19 protein-coding genes are annotated in these 19799 nt (G+C 37.5%); 8 read left to right on the top strand and 11 right to left on the bottom strand.

The features are described 5' to 3' along the window. The first annotated feature begins 63 nt into the window (after positions 1-63). From RBH95_RS06535 to RBH95_RS06500, 8 genes are all read left to right on the top strand, one after another. On the top strand, positions 64-519 hold the full coding sequence (locus RBH95_RS06535) for an SRPBCC family protein (protein WP_307901880.1): 456 nt from the start codon (positions 64-66) through the stop codon (positions 517-519). Next, complete coding sequence (locus RBH95_RS06530) at positions 512-751, top strand: hypothetical protein (RefSeq protein ID WP_307901879.1); 240 nt, start codon at positions 512-514, stop codon at positions 749-751. Before RBH95_RS06535 ends, RBH95_RS06530 begins: the two co-directional genes overlap by 8 nt. Before the next feature lie 9 nt (positions 752-760). Then, positions 761-2617: a M1 family metallopeptidase gene (locus RBH95_RS06525; protein ID WP_307901878.1), complete on the top strand. Its 1857-nt coding sequence runs from the start codon at positions 761-763 to the stop codon at positions 2615-2617. 31 nt (positions 2618-2648) lie between these two features. Continuing rightward, a complete protein-coding gene (locus tag RBH95_RS06520) occupies positions 2649-3380 on the top strand; it encodes a hypothetical protein (protein WP_307901877.1) in 732 nt (243 codons plus the stop codon). An 88-nt stretch (positions 3381-3468) separates the two neighbouring features. Continuing rightward, positions 3469-3894, top strand: coding sequence for a hypothetical protein (locus tag RBH95_RS06515; protein ID WP_307901876.1), 426 nt, complete (start codon positions 3469-3471; stop codon positions 3892-3894). Between the two features lie 208 nt (positions 3895-4102). Beyond that, entirely contained in the window at positions 4103-5068 is a 966-nt protein-coding gene (locus RBH95_RS06510) for a hypothetical protein (RefSeq protein ID WP_307901875.1), read from the top strand. Between the two features lie 141 nt (positions 5069-5209). Further along, complete coding sequence (locus tag RBH95_RS06505; RefSeq protein WP_307901874.1) at positions 5210-5551, top strand: hypothetical protein; 342 nt, start codon at positions 5210-5212, stop codon at positions 5549-5551. A gap of 165 nt (positions 5552-5716) precedes the next feature. Then, a complete protein-coding gene (locus RBH95_RS06500; RefSeq protein ID WP_307901873.1) occupies positions 5717-6973 on the top strand; it encodes an NAD(P)/FAD-dependent oxidoreductase in 1257 nt (418 codons plus the stop codon). A gap of 71 nt (positions 6974-7044) precedes the next feature. Here RBH95_RS06500 and guaB read toward each other — a convergent pair whose 3' ends face one another. From guaB to RBH95_RS06445, 11 genes are all read right to left on the bottom strand, one after another. After that, positions 7045-8517 (bottom strand): IMP dehydrogenase, encoded by a 1473-nt coding sequence (gene guaB, locus RBH95_RS06495; RefSeq protein WP_307901872.1) that lies wholly within the window; start codon positions 8515-8517, stop codon positions 7045-7047. A 72-nt stretch (positions 8518-8589) separates the two neighbouring features. Beyond that, the gene (locus tag RBH95_RS06490) at positions 8590-9312 is read right to left on the bottom strand and encodes an Insecticidal toxin complex protein (RefSeq protein ID WP_307901871.1); all 723 of its coding nucleotides are present in this window, start codon (positions 9310-9312) and stop codon (positions 8590-8592) included. A gap of 35 nt (positions 9313-9347) precedes the next feature. Beyond that, positions 9348-10652: a DUF3570 domain-containing protein gene (locus RBH95_RS06485; protein ID WP_307901870.1), complete on the bottom strand. Its 1305-nt coding sequence runs from the start codon at positions 10650-10652 to the stop codon at positions 9348-9350. A 2-nt stretch (positions 10653-10654) separates the two neighbouring features. Continuing rightward, a complete protein-coding gene (locus RBH95_RS06480) occupies positions 10655-10867 on the bottom strand; it encodes a DUF4266 domain-containing protein (RefSeq protein ID WP_307901869.1) in 213 nt (70 codons plus the stop codon). Next, positions 10864-11841, bottom strand: a complete 978-nt coding sequence (locus tag RBH95_RS06475) for an FAD:protein FMN transferase (protein WP_307901868.1) — start codon at positions 11839-11841, stop codon at positions 10864-10866. The genes RBH95_RS06480 and RBH95_RS06475 overlap by 4 nt, the downstream gene beginning before the upstream one ends. A gap of 9 nt (positions 11842-11850) precedes the next feature. Next, entirely contained in the window at positions 11851-12288 is a 438-nt protein-coding gene (locus RBH95_RS06470; protein WP_307901867.1) for a thioredoxin family protein, read from the bottom strand. 210 nt (positions 12289-12498) lie between these two features. Further along, positions 12499-14976, bottom strand: a complete 2478-nt coding sequence (locus tag RBH95_RS06465) for a TonB-dependent receptor domain-containing protein (protein WP_374047827.1) — start codon at positions 14974-14976, stop codon at positions 12499-12501. Continuing rightward, positions 14957-16315 carry an HTTM domain-containing protein gene (locus RBH95_RS06460; protein WP_307901865.1) on the bottom strand — a complete coding sequence of 453 codons (1359 nt, stop codon included), beginning with the start codon at positions 16313-16315 and terminating at the stop codon, positions 14957-14959. The genes RBH95_RS06465 and RBH95_RS06460 overlap by 20 nt, the downstream gene beginning before the upstream one ends. A gap of 65 nt (positions 16316-16380) precedes the next feature. Then, positions 16381-17490, bottom strand: coding sequence for an imelysin family protein (locus tag RBH95_RS06455; RefSeq protein WP_307901864.1), 1110 nt, complete (start codon positions 17488-17490; stop codon positions 16381-16383). Positions 17491-17589: 99 nt separating this feature from the next. Continuing rightward, complete coding sequence (locus RBH95_RS06450) at positions 17590-18795, bottom strand: DUF4856 domain-containing protein (protein ID WP_307901863.1); 1206 nt, start codon at positions 18793-18795, stop codon at positions 17590-17592. A gap of 137 nt (positions 18796-18932) precedes the next feature. Then, a complete protein-coding gene (locus tag RBH95_RS06445; protein WP_307901862.1) occupies positions 18933-19796 on the bottom strand; it encodes a hydroxymethylglutaryl-CoA lyase in 864 nt (287 codons plus the stop codon). Positions 19797-19799 lie beyond the last annotated feature (3 nt).

Raw genomic sequence — 19799 nt, 5'->3', positions numbered from 1 at the left:
ACAAAAAAACGAATGGAATATCAAAATAACATAGTATCTTTAATTTCGAATAAACTGCTAACAATGAAGTACTCCACTAAAATTACTGTGGCCCTACCACTGGATGAATTCCTACATAAATTCAACAATACGGAAAATATGAAGCATTGGCAAAAAGGCCTCATTGCTGCCGAACATATTTCGGGCACACCGGGAGAACTTGGATCCAAAATGAAACTGGTCTATAAATTGGGAAAGCGCGTAATGGAACTTGTGGAAACTATTACACACGCTAATTTACCCTACGAATTGCACGCCACCTACACAACCCATGGCATGCATAATATCCAAGAAAACTACTTTAAACAAACAGAAGACGGTCAAACCGTTTGGACTTCGGACAATGAATTTGTCCCCTTAAGCTTTACCATGAAATTAATGACCAAATTCATGCCCAGTGCTTTTAAGAAACAATCGTTGCAATACATGGTAGATTTTAAGAACTTTGCAGAAAAAGGAACTTCTGTAGCCAATGCGTAAATTAAAATTAATCTGGGACTTCCGTGGGCCAGCCGCCCTAAAAACCGCCCAACACCATGAAATCCATTTAAAAGAGTATATTCGCATGGAAAATCTGGATCTCGAGATTACGGGTGTGGAAACCCTATCCGAAATGCATTCCATCGCATTTTTAGTGGTGGATGAATCCCAGATGAAACCTGTTCGTGATGCACTTAAACCACATCGTGGCCAAGTGTACCAAAACCTATAATCTTTTAACATGAAATACCCCCTTATTCTTCTATTAACCATAGCATTGTCATGCTTTAACTGTGCTAGTGAAAAAGAAAATGCAATACCCAAAACCTTTGTGGAGGAACCCCATTCCTTCGCCGTTCCCAACAAGGCTTACATCAACCATTTAGATTTAGACATTGAAGTTGATTTTGATTCTCAAACTATAAAAGGATCAGCCACATATGACATTACCAATAGTAATGCTTCTGAAATTGTTTTGGACAGTAAGTTTTTAAATATTAAAAGTGTGGAAGCTGACGGTAAAGCAACTTCATTCCATTTAGGCGATTTTGATGAATTTCTGGGGCAAGCACTTCATATAGATATTAAACAGGACACTAAAACAGTCACGGTTTTCTACGAAACCACAGATCGTACCGAAGCCTTGCAATGGTTAGCTCCACAACAAACGGCAGATAAAACACATCCGTTCTTGTTTACCCAAGGGCAAGCCATTTTAACCCGTACTTGGATTCCTATTCAAGATAGTCCTCAAATACGCATCACTTACAACGCTACTGTAAAAGTGCCCACTGAGCTTATGGCTGTGATGAGTGCCGAGAACCCTAAAGAAAAAAACACTGAAGGATTGTATCATTTTCAAATGAAACAACCAATCTCCCCTTACTTGATAGCGCTTTCCGTAGGAAATTTAGAATATAGAGCTATTAGCAACCGTACAGGTGTATATGCCGAAACGTCTATGATTGATAAAGTTCAAAATGAATTTTCTGAAATGGACAATATGCTCAAGGCTGCCGAAGCACTTTATGGCACTTATGCCTGGGAGCAATTTGATGTCATTGTACTGCCGCCTAGTTTTCCTTTTGGAGGCATGGAAAACCCTCGACTTACATTTGCTACGCCTACTTTAATTGCCGGTGACAAAAGTTTAACTTCGGTGATTGCACACGAATTGGCGCATTCTTGGTCGGGTAATTTGGTTACCAACTCAACTTGGAACGATTTCTGGTTGAATGAAGGCTTTACCGTCTATTTTGAAATCAGAATTATGGAAGCTCTTTACGGGAAAGAACGTGCCGATATGTTGGCCTTGATTGGCCGTCAGGATTTGGAAGATGAAATAGAAGATCTTAAGGATACGCCTAAAAGCACACAATTAAAATTGGACTTGAAAAATGAAAACCCTGATGATGGCATGAACAGTATTGCCTATGACAAGGGGTACCTATTTTTAAGAACTTTGGAAGAAACTGTTGGCCGCGATAAGTTTGATGTGTTTTTAAAGAGCTATTTTACAACCAATGCTTTTAGCACTTTGACTACTGAAGATTTTGTCAATTACCTGAACACACAGCTGCTACAACCAAACAACATTACATTCAACACTAAAGAATGGATTTACAAACCAGGCATTCCTTCCAATGCTGCTGTAATTGCTTCAGATAAATTTGATACTGCGGAACGCACTTTGGAGCAATTTCTAACATTGAATGAAGTAGACACCACCTTGACCAGTAATTGGACCACTCAAGAGTGGGTGCATTTCATTCGTAATTTCCCAGAAACCATCACGCCAGAACAAATGGCGCTTTTGGATAAGGCTTTTGACTTTACAAATTCTGGCAACTCCCATATTGCCATGGTTTGGTTCGAACAATCAATCATTCACGATTACAGAGGCAACGAGGTCGATAAAAATATTGCATCATTCCTAACCCATGTTGGAAGAAGATGGTATGTAGAAACCTTATTTAAAGCCTATAAAAAAGCAGACAAAGTTGAGGAAGCATTATCCATTTACAAAGAAACACGGGGTAATTACCACTCAGTCACGGCTGGTACAATAGATATGTTGCTCGAAACCTCGCTAGAATAAAAACATTTTAAAATCAACAAAACCAACCACAATGAGATTTTTAATTTTATGCTTAGCATTTGTTTGCTTCAATAGCGTTGCTTCTGCACAAAAAGGTCCTGCCATATTAATTTTAAAGGATAGTACGCGTATATCAGGAGAAGCAGAAATAAGCGGCATTCACTCTATCGTTACTGTAAAATTCAAAAATGACACTTTAAAATGGAAGGGCTACAAATCCAAGGACCTTATAGGTGTTGATATTTTAGAAAACAACTATTTTAGAAAATTCAGGTACAAACATGTTGACGGCTCTAAATTTGAAGACATAGTTGAAATTGTTTCCATAGACAGTCTAAGCCTATATGTAAGGGTTTATGAAGGCTCATTTATAGATAATAATGGCAACAATAGACTAATATCATTTGATGACTCAGAGCCTAAAGGACTTGACTTTATAAATCCATTTTCAAACTATAAAATCAATTACAACTTAAGGCTTCCTAATGGAAATTTAGTACCTATTGGACAAAACACGTGTGGTTTAGTTGTCAATTTCCCTCGATATAGTTATTATGTTGGGCATGGAAATAGCGATCAAATTGAAACATTGTATACAAGAGGACTCCCATTTTCCAAGAGTTTTAAAAGATCTATGAAAAACTACTTCAATGATTGTCCTGAGCTTTTAGAAAAAGTAGAAAACGAAGAATTCACCAAGAAGAATATTTCCGAAATATTGAGTTTTTATAATTGTAACTATTTACAGTCATGTATTCAATAATAGAATTCTAAAACTTTACATTCTCTTAACATTGAAATTGGAAGCTTCATCGCTTTAAGTCGTAAATTTATCGTTCAAGTTAACCACCATGAGGCTGTTAGCAATTCAAGCAGCCAACTACCGTTTAACGACAAACTATATGAAACTGCAGCATACAGAGGATTTCTTAAAGAAATTCGACTACGATTATCTTCGACGGGACGACCAAATAATCGTAAAAATGGAACCTTCCCAACAAGTATCCATCGATTTCTCCAATCCAAAGAAACCAGTAATTACCAATGAGCTAACCAAGTGGAATTTTTTAACCGGTGTTTTTAACATGCGCATTAAAAATGCCGTTAGGCTTAATTTAGCCCTTGGGTTTATTGTTAGTTTAATACTAGCCATTCAAAATCTTCAAATAGGAATTTATGCGTTTTTAATATACGCTATTTGGATTTCCTTCTGGGCGGCCCATTACCTTTCAAAATCAAAGGTATTAAGGGAAAACCTTAATTATTGGAATAATTGATTGTCGGAATTATATCGTAACTAAATTTTGCTTTTTCTGACTATTGTAAGAAATGCATTTCGTCGATGATTTTTGAATCTACTTGTAACTCCTCTACTTTTTAAGTAGTTCACCAAAAATAAATCTTCAGGATTTCAAAATTCAATTCATTTGTTAGCAAAACCCTATCAAACAATAGTGTTTGATAGTAACCTTAACTAAATGAATCATGAAAAACATGCCCAAAATCAACCAGTTCTTAGGGTGCTGTATGTTGGTTTCTATCCTAATGTTTTCCTGTCAATCTGAAGAATTACAGGATAACCAAATCCCTGAAAACACACAATCCTTAAGCTTGGAAAAGCTTACTTCTGTAAACAAGACAGCTATGGCTGCTTCTGCCATGCGTGAAGCTTATGTAGACTGCGAAACTTCTTGTATTGTTGCCGGTAGTGGTGATTACTTTGTAATGGCAGACTCTGACTTTCACGAACAAGGCAACGGCAACGGATATAAAAAAAAGGAAGTAAGCTATGAAGCTTATAATACCGAGACACAATTTATAATTGATGTTTACTATCAGTATATCGGAAATGCTAATTTCAATTCCTCAATTGAAGTTGAAATTACTAATGTCAATATTAATGGTGAACCACAAGTAGTCAATATTTCCCCGGTAATTCAAGATAATCTGGAAGGTGGAGAAATTGTATCTCTGATATACAATTTACCAATGGATTGGGAAGCTTGTGATGAAATATCGTTTAGCATTAAACAAGAAGGTCTTTCTGATGATCTTACATTAGATGCTACTTATTCTTTAATAGGCATTTGCCCTTGTGAAGAAAGCTTTAGCTATGAAGCTATAGGGGAAAACAGCTACCTGTTCACTTATTCAAGTGTTGATGCTTTAGAAGATGCAGTCGTTCAATTTACTTGTCCTCACATTGTAGATTTTACACCTTTGGACGATAAGGAATATTCGGTTAATCCTGGAAATGGTCAAGGATCCCCAACGGTTTTAACTTGGGTTGGCGATTTGGAAGCCTGTGCAGAAACTACGTTTGCCATTGTTTTTGATGCCGACTGTGATCAAAACAATGCGAATTTCGCAAATATTTTTACCGACTTTAAAGTAAACGGAGACTCTAAAAAAGGAGATGTTTCCAACATAAAATTTGATTGTACTGAATAAACTCCGGACACTCTAGAACCTTTAAAAGCCCTGCACATCAAGTATAGGGCTTTTTTAATTCCTAAAATTTAATTCTACAATTTTATTCCGTAACTTTATGTATCACTGTTTGACACTTTCAAACCATTAATTTCCATTCCTATGAATGAGTTTGTTACCAATTGGAGTAAAGACGAATTAAAGGCATATATCATGATTTTTTGTTCCCATGCCGATTTTAATGAGTCCAAAGCTGAAAAAGCATACATAAAATCAAAAATCAAAGATTTGGACCTTGAGAAAATCCATCATGAGTTTGACAAAGACAACGATTATCAAAGCATTCAAAAAATTAGATCCTCCCTATCTTCCCTTAATTACAACCCCGAAGAATTAGAAATATTAATTAGTGAAATTAAAGAACTCTTTAGTGTCGATGGCCATATTGACACCTTGGAGCACAACTTACTGTTAGGTTTAAAACATATTTTAAAAGATCCATAAACCGCAACTTTTTAAGCAAAATACTCTACAATAATCATCTCATACTACAAAATAATTGCATTTTGAAAAAAAGCGTAATTCCATGTTATTTTTATATTATTAAATCATCTGTAGTTTGACCGTAGCCAATATCTTTGTAGGTAGATTCAGATTATCCATTACATCATGTCCAATAGAAAAACCATCATCATTGTTGGAGGTGGCTTTGCTGGTTTAGAACTTATCAACCAACTAGGCAACTCCAACTATAATGTAATTTTGGTGGATACCAACAATTACAATTTCTTTCCTCCTTTACTCTATCAAGTCGCTGCTGGCTTTATGGAGCCGTCCGCCATTAGTTACCCCTTCAGGAAAATATTACGCTCAAAACCCAATGTAAAATTCAGATTGGGAGCCCTTGAAAAGGTAGTGCCTCAAGAAAACAAAATCATTGTAAGCAACGGAGAGCTTTATTATGATCTTTTGGTCATGGCCACGGGAGCTGAAACCAATTTCTTTGGAAACAAAAATATTGAAGAATACAGCTTACCAATGAAAACCATCAGCGATGCCTTGGCCTTGCGAAATGTTATTTTTACCCGATTGGAACGTGCCACGCGTCTTGAAAAAAGAGAAGATCGCAAAAAACTGCTATCCTTTGTCATTGCTGGTGCAGGTCCTACCGGAGTGGAACTTTCCGGAATTTTTGCTGAAATGCGTGCCCATATATTAACCAAAGATTATCCTGAATTAAGCATGAATGACCTAGGCGAAATCTACCTAATTGACGGTCAAGATGCTGTTTTAGCCGTGATGTCTGAAAAAACCCAAAAATACAGCTATAAAAAGCTGGAAGAACTTGGAGTTACCATCAAACTCAATACTCTGGTTAAAGACTTTAAGGATGATGTGATATCCCTATCGGATGGTACCGAAATACACAGCCGCAACCTAATTTGGGCTGCAGGAATTTCAGCCAAAACCTTTGACGGTTTTACACCTGAAAACTATGGCCCGGGAAGACGTTTAAAAACCAATGCCTTTAATTTGGTCGATGGTTATGACAATATCTATGCTATAGGAGATTCTGCTTTGGTTTCAGGAGACCCCAATTACCCAAAAGGCCATCCTCAATTGGCGCAAACCGCTATTCAGCAAGCCAAGAACCTTGGTGAAAATTTATGTTCAACCCACCAATGGAAGCCTTTCGCCTATAAAGATTTGGGCACAATGGCCATAATTGGACGTAACAAAGCTGTTACAGACGGCCCAGACCAAAAGTTTTTCTTTAAAGGTTTTTTGGCATGGTGTATTTGGATTTTTGTGCACATCATGTCGTTGGTAAATTTTAGAAACAGAATGCGGGCGCTTTACGATTGGATTGGATATTACATTAATAAGGATCAATCGTTCCGGATGATTATTAAACCTAAAAAATAATTCTCCAATAACCTCTATAAACAAAAAGCGCGATGGAATCCATCGCGCTTTTTGTTTTATTGCAGCCCTTACTATCTAGAATAGTTAGGAGCTTCTTTTGTTATTGTTACATCATGAGGGTGGCTCTCATTGATTCCGGAAGAAGTAATTTTCACAAATTGTCCCTTTTCCTTCAAAGTTTCAATGTCCTTAGCGCCACAGTAACCCATTCCAGCTCGTAAACCGCCAATAAATTGATGGATGCTCTCTACCAATTCTCCTTTATAAGGTACACGTCCTACGATACCTTCTGGCACCAATTTTTTGATATCATCTTCTACATCTTGGAAATAACGGTCTTTACTTCCTTCTTTCATCGCTTCAACAGACCCCATTCCTCGGTAAGACTTAAATTTTCTTCCTTCGTAAATAATGGTTTCACCCGGAGATTCTTTAGTTCCTGCCAATAAAGATCCTAACATCACACTATCAGCACCAGCAGCAATCGCTTTAGGAATATCTCCTGTATAACGGATACCCCCATCCGCAATTACAGGAACTCCGGTACCTTTAATGGCCGCAGAAACTTCCAAAACCGCAGAAAACTGTGGAAACCCAACACCAGCAACTACACGTGTAGTACAAATAGATCCAGGACCAATACCCACTTTAACAGCATCTGCTCCAGCCTCTACCAAATATTTTGCAGCTTCGGCCGTAGCAATATTTCCTACTACCACTTCCAACTGAGGGAATTTCTTTTTCACTTCTTTCAATACCGCTACCACTCCTTTGGTATGACCGTGTGCTGTATCAATAATAACCGCATCAACACCTGCATTTACCAAAGCCTCTGCTCTTTCAACTGCATCTCCAGTTACACCAATAGCAGCAGCAACACGCAAACGACCGTATTCGTCTTTGTTGGCATTTGGTTTTTGGGTAAGCTTAGTGATATCTCTAAAGGTAATCAACCCAGCCAATTTATAATTGTCATCTACAATAAGTAGCTTTTCAATTTTATGTTGTTGCAAAATAATTTCAGCATCTTTCAACGACGTTCCCACTCCCGCTGTCACCAAGTTTTCACTGGTCATTACTTCAGAAATAGGACGACTGTTTTTATGCTCAAAACGTAAATCTCTATTGGTTACAATACCTTTTAAAGTTCCACTCTCATCCACGATTGGAATTCCTCCAATACTGTGTTCTTTCATGTATTGTTTTGCATCTGCAACTTTCGCTGTCAACGGAAGGGTCACAGGGTCGATTATCATCCCATTTTCAGCACGTTTTACACGCTTTACTTTAGCAGCTTGTTGCGCGATAGTCATATTTTTGTGCAAAACACCAATTCCTCCTTCACGAGCCATGGCAATAGCCATTTTACTTTCGGTTACGGTATCCATTGCAGCCGATACAATAGGAACATTAAGCGTAATGTTTTTCGTAAATTTTGTTTGAATACTTACTTCTCTTGGTAAGACTTCTGAGAAGGCTGGCACTAGAAGGACGTCGTCATAGGTTAATCCTTCTCCTAGAATTTTGTTTTGATGTGCTATCATGATGCAATTACGGTTATAATTGCGTGCAAATATACGACTTTTAATGACATTAAACTTTTAAATGAAGTTAAATTATGGATAATGCTCCTTGCAATAATCCCTCAAAGTATGCAAGGCATATTCGTAGCGCTTTTCTTCCAATGAAATATCGCCTTGAAAACGAATTTCCCTGGGTACAATCAAAGCATAAAATCCTTTTCCCTTAGCCATACGTTCAATGGTTTTCAAGGTTGAAGCATCTACTTTTTTATAGATATTTTCTAGCCATATATGTTGTTCCTTGTATAGAAGTTGCTTATCCCAATCCAAGGCATTTTCTCCTTTAAATATGACTTTGGAATAGTAAAGTGCTCCCAAAGTTTCGAGGGCTCCATTAAAAGCAGCCTCACTTCCTAAATAAGCATATTTCTTGATGCTGCCTTTCATGAATATGCAATACGGAAATCCTTTAACAAGCCTTAATTTATTAGATATGAAATGGGCCATTTTTGGCCATACAACTTCATGTCCCTTTTTGTCCAACGCTTCGTAAAGCCATTGATAAAAATCTGTTCTTTGTTGAATACTGGTGTATTCCCCAAAGAGACCATGCTCTAAATTGTATGCGTTTGCTTGTTCCCATTTAAGGGTATTGTGTTTCCTATCAGATTTCAACCAATCAGAAGTTGGCAACTCAAGGTTTCCTGTTGTCTTTTGAAAGTCTTTAAAACATATCCATTCCTTGGCCAAGGCAAATTGGCCAAGGGTTAAAAACAAAAATATAAGGCCGTTCTTTAAGGTCTTTTGTTGAATCAACTTGAGCTTTGATAAAACATAAAGATACTTAAATTCTAATCAATCAAAAACTTAAATGCAGTGGAGAATATATTGGCTGACAGCCCGTCGCTACGCTTGTAATGAGCATACCTGAAATCGATACTTTTCAAGCCAGCTTTCCAAATATGGAAGCTTGTAAAAATATCAGTGTAATTAAAACCTGCACCAAATTGATTACTATCAAATTTTGAGAGATCATAATCTGAAGTGTAATAGTCTTCATTTGACAAATGCGCTTCATAAGGAGCGAAGTAATCGGCTGCCGTTTGGGTATAATATCTATAAATTGGGTATATCGTAAATTTATCACTGATCTTGTAAGGCACTTCTATACTAGCTGTATGTGACGTAATCCCCCAGTCGTCTGAATAAAACCGATAATAAGTTCTAAGTGTCAATCTTTCATTTATAAAATAATTTAACCTACCCCCAATCGGAATTTTAAATCGACTATCTGGTAAACGCTCTACATCATCAGCCAACTGAAAATCTGCTATAAAGAAATCTGGTTGATCCATAAAATATACCCTTTGATGCGGTGTAGAAAGCAATCCTTGCTGCAACACAAGATCCATAAAAATGGAGGCCTGTAAATTTTCTGTCAGGATTTGCGAAAAGCTCAATGACAAACTATAGGAGTTTCGGCCCAAGTCATTAAATTTTTCATATTTAAATGGATCATAAGTTCCTGGTCCTTCAATACCCGAGTGCGAAAAACCATTTCTTAACTCAATAGGGTATTGAGGGTTCCAAGTATCCAAAAACACATTGGCCTTTACTCCAAGTTCTGTATTTTTTTCGTTAAACAAACGCGTATAATTTCCACCAAAACCTATGGAGAAATAATCGTATTCTGAAGCCACACTCAGAGTCGCTCCTATTATTTGATTTCTGTCGTCCGAAGAATGGGCATAACTAAAATTTCCATTCACCCAAGTATCAGACCTAGATGCCCCCGAAGAATCAGAAAACGGGCTCGCCGGTTTGTTAGAATCGAACGGATTAATGTTACTGGAAGATGCCGAAGTGTATGCAGAAATCCCAGCGTCCACGGTCAAAACATCGTCGCTGTTCAAAGGAATGGCTACCACAATGGTTGGTGTGATATCGGTTAAGTTTTCATCACCAATCCCACCAGAAACCGCAGCATGCTTACCATCCTGTGCATAATAACTCATTAAAAAATCTACTTCCGTAGTTTCCAATACGCGCTTTTTATAGGCTGTTACTGTAGAATTTTGTAAGGAATCTGCAGGTTTGTTTTGCGAATAGCCAACAGCTACTGCCAACAGTAACAGCAGTAAACTTATCTTTTTCATACCTAATTGCATCCGCAGCCTCCTCCCGTTTTACCTCCATTGGCACCGGAGGAACCTTCTCTATACAATTGAAAATTGGTTTCGAAGCGTTCTGCTTTTCGAGCGGACAAGACCATTTCCGGGTCATTAATATTGACCTTTTCATATTCTTTTACCGCCGTGCAAGAACTTAATGAGATTATTAAAAATCCCATTAATGACACGTACTTAATCATTGTTTTGGTTTTATTAAATTGGAGTAATTTATATTTCCTTGTTCATCTATAATGATGCATTCTACACCATTTAATTGGTTGATAAAATCCAAACCTACCTCCTTGCCCATGACAAATACCGAGGTAGCAAGAGCATCGGCGAGTTCAGCTTTTGCTGCCATAACACTTACGCTGATAATTCCCGTACTAGGGTAACCGGTTCTAGGGTCGATAATATGAGCATAACGTACCCCGTTAAACTTTACAAACTTTTCATAATTACCGGAAGTTACAATGGCCTGGTTGTCTACTGGCAGCATGGCAAACACATTATCTTTGTTAAGAGGGTTTGTAATGGCAATATTCCAAAGTTCGCCATTGGGTTGCCGTCCCCATGTATTCATGTCGCCAGAAGCATTAATGATACCTGCTTGCACCCCTAAAGCCTTCAAACGCTCTTTTGCTTGATCTGCGGCATACCCCTTGCCAATGGCCCCAAAGCCAATTTTCATTCCTTTAGTATCCAAAAAAACCGAACCAGCATTTTCATTCAAATCGATATGCTGATAGCCAACTTTAGACACAGACTGCTTAATTTCCTCCTCTGTTGGCATCATTTCCATACTGCCATCAAACTTCCAAATTTTGTCCATGGACGCATATGAAATATCAAAAGCTCCCTGGGTGAGTTTGGACAATCCCACAGCTCGTTTAATTAAATTGAATAACTCTCTATCAACTATAACAGGCTGTATGCCCGCATTGGCATTGATCATTGAGGTTTGGGAATTGGCATCCCACGATGATATCAACTTTTCAATTCTGGTAATTTCTTCAACCGCAATATCAATATAACCATCGGCCTGTTGTTGATTTTCTGCTACAACAGAGATATCAAAACGACTTCCCATTAGTTTTAGGGTCCGCTTAAAAACGGACTGTGCGGAAGCTGAGATTCCCCATAAAAAAAATAGGATCAAGAAGAGACGTTTCATTTCAGCCTATCATTTCATAAAGCCCTTTAGCTTTGCTACATAAGCCTCTGGACTGGTTTTTTCATACCCTGCCTGACCCAAAACTTTCCCTTCGGGAGACATTACAACCACAAGTGGAAAATATCCCTGTTGGTTGTACATTTCTGCTAAGTGCTTATTTTGATTTTGAAGGTTTTCATCCAATTGATTTTGCTTTTTCCGTGGAAAATCAGCCCTAACAAGCACAGCCCTTTCATTGGCGAACGATTTGAACTGTTCTGTTTCCAAAATCTGCTTCTCCAATTTGATACACGGTGCACACCAATCGGAACCTGAGAAAATCAATACAATGGATTTATGCTCTTTAGCTGCTTGGGATTTGGCTTCCTCGAAGTTGGTTTGCCATTCTTGCGAAAACACACTATTTACTCCCAAAATAAATAGTAGAAGCACTAATAACTTACGCATAATAACTTAATTGTGTATGTTTAATCACATTAACAACGTAAAGTAATGTGCTTTATTTCAATTAACAAGTAACAATTGTTACAAAATCAATATCTTAAGCAAACTTTAAGAAAGGGGCTTATTGCTCCCCCTCCAAAAACAGCATTTAACTCTGGTTTGGGAACCAACAAACACGTATTTGAAAAAGCCTAAATGAAATTATATAATTGACTACAACCGTATTTGCAATGAGGTATACCAATTTCTTGGCGCAGATGGAATAATACCCGGACCAGGATACCCAGTGGCACGCCTAGTGAAATAAACATTATCAAGCACATTATTTACACCTGCTTCTAGCTTAAATCTTTTGTAGGAATATGATAGAGAGACATCCAAAATATCATAAGAAGGAATCATTCCCGATACACCACTCTCATTTTGCTCGTCAGTTTCGGCATTGGTAGCATCTGTAAATTGAGCTCCCAGATATGTATATTGTATTCTAGAAAGGAAATTCTTATATCCAAAATTAAGTCCAGTTTTGATATTTGCAGCGGGAATAAACTCTACTTCATTGCCCACTACACCTGTTTCTTCAGAAGACGTATATTCCGAACTAATAAAAGCGCCATTGAAAAAGCAACTTAAAACCAAATCATTATTATCAATCAACCAATTATTTAGATTGACATCAATCAAGGACTCCATCCCAAAAATAAGAGCATTCCCCACATTACCTCGTTCACTTACCAGTTTACCATCTTCCCGCTCTTTTAAAACGATCCCAATCCTATCGCGATAAGAAATTGCAAATCCACCAACATCATAAGATACAATATCCTTAAAGCGTCCTCGTAAGCCCACATCTGTTGTAAATCCCTTCTCATCTGAAATATCTGGAGAAATACTAAATGAAGGATTGAAAATACTGATATCCGCAAAGGTTACAGACCGGTAGTTTTGAGAAATATTAGCATAAAGTTCCGCTCCTTTAACAGGTTTGTAGCTAGCTCCTAACCCTAAAAGCACAAACGAGCGCTCTCTGGTTTCATCTTGAAAATGCGTAATCTCTTCATCAATATTTCCGGCCCCATCCACACTAAATTCCTTATAAAAGCCTTCACTTCCGGTATTGATATATTCAAACCTGAACCCCGGAGTAATAGAAAATTTTTCGTTGAAATAGAAAATATTCTCACCAAATGCTGCCACATTCAAGTTAGGGTACGTATAAGCTGATTGATTTTGATAGGTAGGATAATCATCCAAATAAAAGTCAAAATCCGGTCCAAAACCATCCGATCCCGGCCCCTGCTCACTAGAATTATTGGCCTTATAAAATTTACCCCCAATCAAAAACGTGCTCTTGGTATCACCCAACAAATATTTATGTAACAATCTGGTTTCAAATCCAAAATTGTTAAACTCACTTTTAATAAGATCTCGTTCCTGTAAATTATCGGCTTGGCTTACTCTATTTTCCCTAAATCCAAGCGCATAACGAGAGGCATTAAGCCCGAAAGCACTAAAAGTATAATTGGTGTTTTCCGAAAATTGGTGAGACAAGGTTAGGTTGTATAACCACCAATCAACCTGAAACCAATTTCTTTCACGATTGCTTTGGTAAGCATCCTCAGCAAACATACCATCTGAAAGCCCACCTCCCTGTTGTGCCAAATAGTGCAGATGGGTAAGCTCTCCAGTCAATTTTGTTTTATCAGTAAGCTGATAGCCTAAATGCATATAGGCATTCTTTGATTCAAACTCCGAATTTGGCCTAAACCCATCACCTTTTTTATAATTAAAATATCCATAATAACTAAGCTTATCTTTGGTCCCCCCAATGCTTGTAAAGTTGGTATAGAGCCCAAAGCTGCCCAAGGTGTTTCTGGTTATCAATTCAAAAGGTTTATTGGCATTAGGTTCCTTCATTACAAAATTTACCAATCCGCCAAATTGGGTTCCGTATTGTAAGGATGCTGCTCCTCTTACAACCTGTATTTCCTTTAAACCTTCTGCTGCCGGGGTATAATAACTTTCGGGATACCCCAAAACATCGGCACTGATATCATAACCATTTTGACGCGTATTGAAATTAGAAGTACGATTAGGATCTAGACCACGCCCTCCAATATTTAACTGCAAACCAGCATCGTCATTTTGATAAATATTCAACCCCGCCACTTCACTATAGATTTGTCGCGCATTATTGGTTGCTAGATTTGCCATGGATTGGTCAACCAATACTACTTCCGTCTTTTTCCCAGCATAAATTGCCGTTCCCTCCACGTCTTCCAAACGCTCTAAAGCAAAGGCTTTGGCACGCCTAGAATTGATTTGCACAGCCGTCAATTCTTCTACGGTCACGGATAATTCGATAGCCATCTCAACATCTTTTGTAATGGCAAGTTCCTTTTCCAAAACATCATGGTACAATGAAAAAAATACCAAAGTAAGCTTACTTTTATTTGTTTGAAATTCAAAATGTCCCTTAGCATCCGTTGTTGTTATAAGCCCTCTCAACTTATCGTAAATTTCAACTTCACCAACAGGAGCTTTTGTAAGACTGTCCGTTACCATGCCAGACACCTTATGCTGTGCTACTGACTGCAACACACATAAAACAACACAAAAAATAGTGATAACTTCTTTAGTAAATAATTTAACTATCCAATTGAATAACATGCTAAAGTCCTTTAATTTCATCATTAAATGGTAAAATCCAATGTTTATGTTTAAACGATTCCCGTTCCTTATATAAATCTATTGTCGGGTCTATAAATTGTTGACTCAACCTCCCGTTTAAAGCCACATAACTGTCGGCATACACCTGTACTTCCTGGAAATTTTCATTTTCTCGGTAGTAATCCCCTAAAAAGTGAGCAAACTCCAGAATAAAATCTGGCTGAAAGCTCATTTGTTTCTCTTGAAATGTTGTTAAAAACTGAGAATTATCTACATATTTAAATTGGCCTGTTTTACCATCAACAATTTTAAACGTGGTGTGCCCTTGTTTTTCCATTAACATTACCCGCCATGACAGTCTATAACCTTCCTCTGTCCAAAATAATTCACCAGGATAAAGCAAGTATCTAAAAGGAAACACCAATTGTACCACGAAAAAGATACTCAATACTAGCAAAGCTGGTTTTTGAAATTTATAGAGGTATTTTTCTTGGATGTTAGGCTTTTTCTGAAATGAGAGCACTTTTTTTAGGCCTGCAATAATTCTATTATGAAAACCAGCATCAAAGAAAATTAAGGTGCTTACAATCATGATATATGGAAACATCCCTATAGGAAATAAAACTCTTGTAAAGACATGAAAAAACACCACCATTGCAAAGGCAAACCATCTTGTTTTCCTGTAAAGCAATAAAAACGGAATACTCACATCATATAGCATACCTCCCCAACTCATGGCATAATGAAACCACTCCTGCTGCATTAAATTTTCTCCTATAAAAGGTAAACTATATTTTGAAGGCAGCCATATTTTTAAAGGCATGGCCCTTAATAACCAATCAGAATTTAGCTTTGCTATACCGGCATAAAAGTAAACCACCCCCAGCATTAACTTAATACTGTCAATAGTCCATTTAGGAATGGTCTTATATGATTTTCCTTTGAATACACTATCCACAGAAAACGCAGCATTAGCTGGTAGAAAAATCATTATAAAACTTAACACGCTAATAAAATAATAGTGGTTTAAATAGGTAGTTTTGTCCATTAATTCAATATAGGTAAAGCTTAAAAAGAAAGCCGCTACCATCCATCGATACTTATAGCCTATTGCTATACAAAAAGCCGCTATAGCACATATTACAAATAATAAATAGGTAAAACCACCTAAGGGTTTCACCCATTCAAAACCGTAATACGAAAAATGATATTGAGGATCAATATAAAGTTTTTCAATCCACCCTTTACTCCAAAACCGTATAATACTTGCAAACATCATAAGGCCAAACCCAATACGAAATACCACCAAAGGAGCTACATTGGCATAGGACGACAAATATTTTTTTAAGGCAGAAGTCATATATAAAAAAGATTCTTACCTGATATGGCAAGAATCCTAGCGTTTGTTTGTTACAGCATCAAGGATTAATCCCCATCGCTATCTACATAATCCACCGATATATTAAAGCTTTGAAGCATATCAACCTTCATCAAAATAACATTCTTTTGAAGTTCGTCATAGGCTGCTAACATCATCGTATTATTTGTGGTTATCTGAGAATAAAAATTCGGATCCAAAACATTGATTTTATCCCTAGATAAATCAAATTGATTATTGATAAGTTCGCTTAAATCGGTACCGTCCTTTATCTGGTTCAAATAGTCTAAATACGTTTTGAAGCTCTCCCCAACAGCACTTCCATTGTAATGTTTGCCATTAAAAACATCCTCTACAGCTTTTAATGCATGTAAAGACAATTCTTTGGAATACGCTCCACTATAATAGGCTTCTACCTTCTCTGGGTACGTACTTGTTGTCCAAACACCGGCAGGGTATCCAATTTTATTTTTTCTTAAGGCAGTTTCGTAAAAAGCAATATAATCGTTCATCAATTTGTTCAACGAACTATTAACCGTATTGCCACTGCTACTAACAAACTCACTTCGGAAATTTGGCCAATCTGCAACTACAGGCTGTGTTAAAGCATCCATTCTATTGACCAAATCCATCAAGTAGTTTCGGTAGTTTTCAGCCAAAGGATCGGTAGTATACTTGGCTAGAATATCCATATCATTCTCTCCAATCCCATAGAGTAAATAATCCAACGCAGGGAATCCAACAGCATCATGGTTATTACTATGTCCCAAATCATAAGTACCAGCAATAATATTGGCTTCTATTTCAGCAACAGAGGTAGGAAATACATTCATTTGATATCCCAATTGCAGTTCGTAGGCCTTCCCCAAATCATACATACCTACATATTGCCATGTCTTATAGGCTTCAAACAAATTGGATCTTAAAGCTTCTAAATTAGCTTGATTTGCATTTTCCACAAAAGTACTAGCAGAAGTTTTAAGAGCAGAAATGTCATTACCGAACTCTGTATAAGCCGGTATGATTATATTATCTGCTAAATTAGAAAGTATAAGACTTCTGTCATATCCGTCACCATTAGAACTACTGGATCCAGAATCAGAATCACATCCGGTGAAAAGCAATGCAACTATAGCTAAACTAAAAAGATATTTCATGGTTATTTTTATTTACTCTAAATAAACTTTGCAAATATAAAAAAGTGGTTGCCGCAAACCTAATGCAACAACCACTTAATTACTTAAATTTTATATTTTTTAATTTGCAGCTTCCTCAACGGTAAACCCAAATCTGCTAGCAATTTCTTGCGCCATTGTTTCCAAGGTTTCTCCAGAAACGTCCCAAAACCCATTTCCAGCCATTAATGTACTAACATATCCGTCTATTTCTGACTTAGAAAAATATGGGGCATTAGTTCCCGGTTTGCGTGTAAATTGAAGACTGTACATAAAACCAAACCCTTCTGAAAGTTCATGAAATGCCTTAGCCATATTATTGGCTTCCATAGCTTCCTTACCTCCAATAAAATAATGTACTGCTCTTACGGCACTAACCTTAGAAATTGAAGCTCTGATAATTTCAGCCTGCTCATCACGTAGATCATAGTCGTGGGCTACAATGGCTGCACGTCCTAATTTAAATGCCTCGTAAACGGCTTCTGCAATTCCTGCAAAATCAGCATCGCTATCCACTTGACTTAAATATGTATTCAGATAACTATCCGCATTCAAAACTGGCATAGATGGATCTACTTCGGCACCGTACAAGTATCCATAAGCCTCATCCCATTTATGTTCCATAGAAGTATATAATTGTCCATCTTCTAAAACCTCTGCCGTATTATTTTCCATGTTATCCCCTGCATCAAGTTCATTTACACTCAAATAGTTGTTCAACATTTGATCGGTCATCAACCCACCTATCAAAGATTTTGCTACAGCTTGGTTTAGTTCCAATCCCTTAGCATTTACGTAACGGGTTGTTCCTCCTCCTGGTTCTTGGATTTGCCCTGCAACACCAGCTTCGGCTGTCACCGCCCAATTTGCAAAAACAACATCGGCTTGTTCTGTAATCCATGCATCCAAATCAGATTTAATAGCCTCTGCAGCTACCGTATTTGCCGAAAAATAATCTGAAGATGCAGCTGTTTTACTTCGTATGTTCTTGTTAGAGGCATTTAATGTTGCATCTGAGAAATCTTCATTCCCTTCTTCGTGGGCAAACATTCCCATCAACTGAGATGCCGAAAGCGTGTTGTCTAACAAAGCGCCTCTTAGCTCTTGCGCCATGGCAATTCGTGTAGTCTGACCAGAAAAACTAACGGTTGAATTCCCTCCTCTTTCAAATTCATAGGTAATAGGCGCTATTACTTGATTATTGTTTACGGAGCTATCATCGTCACTGCTACAAGAGGTTAAACAAATTGCAGTTAGTGCACTTAAAGTTAATACTACTTTTTTCATCTTAATTTAGACTTGTTTAAAATAAGTTGTTTCGTCTCGCAAAAGTAGTCATCACTTTGAAAGTTGCAAACTTTATCTGGATTAATTTTAAATAAAATAATTTTATCCAAAACTTAGCAAGCCTCCACTAAAACTATTTAATGATAATTTTTGAAAATCTTTGTAGCCTCGTTATGTGCGCTTTCAAAACTCATCGCATTAAGGTTGGACTGCTTTTTAGCCGTAAAATAAGACAGTAATTTTTCTGTAGGCATATTTCCTGTAAGCTCGTCTTTCGCCATTGGGCAACCACCAAAACCCTGAATAGCGCCATCAAAACGTCTGCATCCCGATTTAAAAGCTGCATCAACCTTTTCGAACCAAGTGGTGGGTGTGGTATGTAAATGAGCTCCAAATTCTATGTTGGGATATTGCGGAATTAAACTGGAAAACAAATACTCAATACTTTCTGGATTGGAGCTTCCAACAGTATCGCTCAACGATAAAATATTCACTCCCATTTTTGATAAAGCTTCCGTCCATTCGCCTACAATATCCACATTCCAAGGATCTCCGTAAGGATTTCCAAAGCCCATACTAATATAAACCACAACCTCCTTGCCTGCGTTATTAGCAATATCAAGGATCTCCTGTAAGGTCACTACGGACTCCGCAATGGTTTTATGTGTATTACGCATTTGGAAATTTTCTGAAATGGAAAACGGATAGCCCAAATATTGGATTTCTGGATGTTGGCAGGCATCCATTGCACCTCGGGTATTGGCGATAATGGCCAATAGTTTACTGTTGGTATTGCTTAAATCTAAACGCGATAACACTTCGGCGGTATCTGCCATTTGTGGAATGGCTTTGGGAGAGACAAAACTGCCAAAATCGATGGTATCAAAGCCTACCCTAAGCAACGACTGGATATATTGAACTTTCTTTTCGGTTGGAATAAAATCCTTAATGCCCTGCATGGCATCTCTAGGGCATTCTATAATTTTAACGTAGTCGCTCATAAA

It is taken from the genome of Mangrovimonas sp. YM274 (assembly GCF_030908385.1).
Lineage (GTDB): Bacteria > Bacteroidota > Bacteroidia > Flavobacteriales > Flavobacteriaceae > Mangrovimonas_A.
Note: the sequence above shows the minus strand (reverse complement) of the source record. Positions and strands in the feature narration are given on the sequence as shown.

Bases quoted from the DNA above. Each gene is read 5' to 3' on its own strand.
- RBH95_RS06535 (WP_307901880.1), top strand. From the start codon at position 64: ATGAAGTACTCCACTAAAATTACTGTGGCCCTACCACTGGATGAATTC.
- RBH95_RS06480 (WP_307901869.1), bottom strand. From the start codon at position 10,867: ATGATTAAGTACGTGTCATTAATGGGATTTTTAATAATCTCATTAAGT.
- RBH95_RS06505 (WP_307901874.1), top strand. From the start codon at position 5,210: ATGAATGAGTTTGTTACCAATTGGAGTAAAGACGAATTAAAGGCATAT.
- RBH95_RS06530 (WP_307901879.1), top strand. From the start codon at position 512: ATGCGTAAATTAAAATTAATCTGGGACTTCCGTGGGCCAGCCGCCCTA.
- RBH95_RS06475 (WP_307901868.1), bottom strand. From the start codon at position 11,841: ATGAAACGTCTCTTCTTGATCCTATTTTTTTTATGGGGAATCTCAGCT.
- guaB (WP_307901872.1), bottom strand. From the start codon at position 8,517: ATGATAGCACATCAAAACAAAATTCTAGGAGAAGGATTAACCTATGAC.
- RBH95_RS06510 (WP_307901875.1), top strand. From the start codon at position 4,103: ATGAAAAACATGCCCAAAATCAACCAGTTCTTAGGGTGCTGTATGTTG.
- RBH95_RS06525 (WP_307901878.1), top strand. From the start codon at position 761: ATGAAATACCCCCTTATTCTTCTATTAACCATAGCATTGTCATGCTTT.
- RBH95_RS06470 (WP_307901867.1), bottom strand. From the start codon at position 12,288: ATGCGTAAGTTATTAGTGCTTCTACTATTTATTTTGGGAGTAAATAGT.
- RBH95_RS06520 (WP_307901877.1), top strand. From the start codon at position 2,649: ATGAGATTTTTAATTTTATGCTTAGCATTTGTTTGCTTCAATAGCGTT.
- RBH95_RS06445 (WP_307901862.1), bottom strand. From the start codon at position 19,796: ATGAGCGACTACGTTAAAATTATAGAATGCCCTAGAGATGCCATGCAG.
- RBH95_RS06515 (WP_307901876.1), top strand. From the start codon at position 3,469: ATGAGGCTGTTAGCAATTCAAGCAGCCAACTACCGTTTAACGACAAAC.
- RBH95_RS06500 (WP_307901873.1), top strand. From the start codon at position 5,717: ATGTCCAATAGAAAAACCATCATCATTGTTGGAGGTGGCTTTGCTGGT.
- RBH95_RS06485 (WP_307901870.1), bottom strand. From the start codon at position 10,652: ATGAAAAAGATAAGTTTACTGCTGTTACTGTTGGCAGTAGCTGTTGGC.
- RBH95_RS06455 (WP_307901864.1), bottom strand. From the start codon at position 17,490: ATGAAATATCTTTTTAGTTTAGCTATAGTTGCATTGCTTTTCACCGGA.
- RBH95_RS06450 (WP_307901863.1), bottom strand. From the start codon at position 18,795: ATGAAAAAAGTAGTATTAACTTTAAGTGCACTAACTGCAATTTGTTTA.
- RBH95_RS06460 (WP_307901865.1), bottom strand. From the start codon at position 16,315: ATGACTTCTGCCTTAAAAAAATATTTGTCGTCCTATGCCAATGTAGCT.
- RBH95_RS06465 (WP_374047827.1), bottom strand. From the start codon at position 14,976: ATGAAATTAAAGGACTTTAGCATGTTATTCAATTGGATAGTTAAATTA.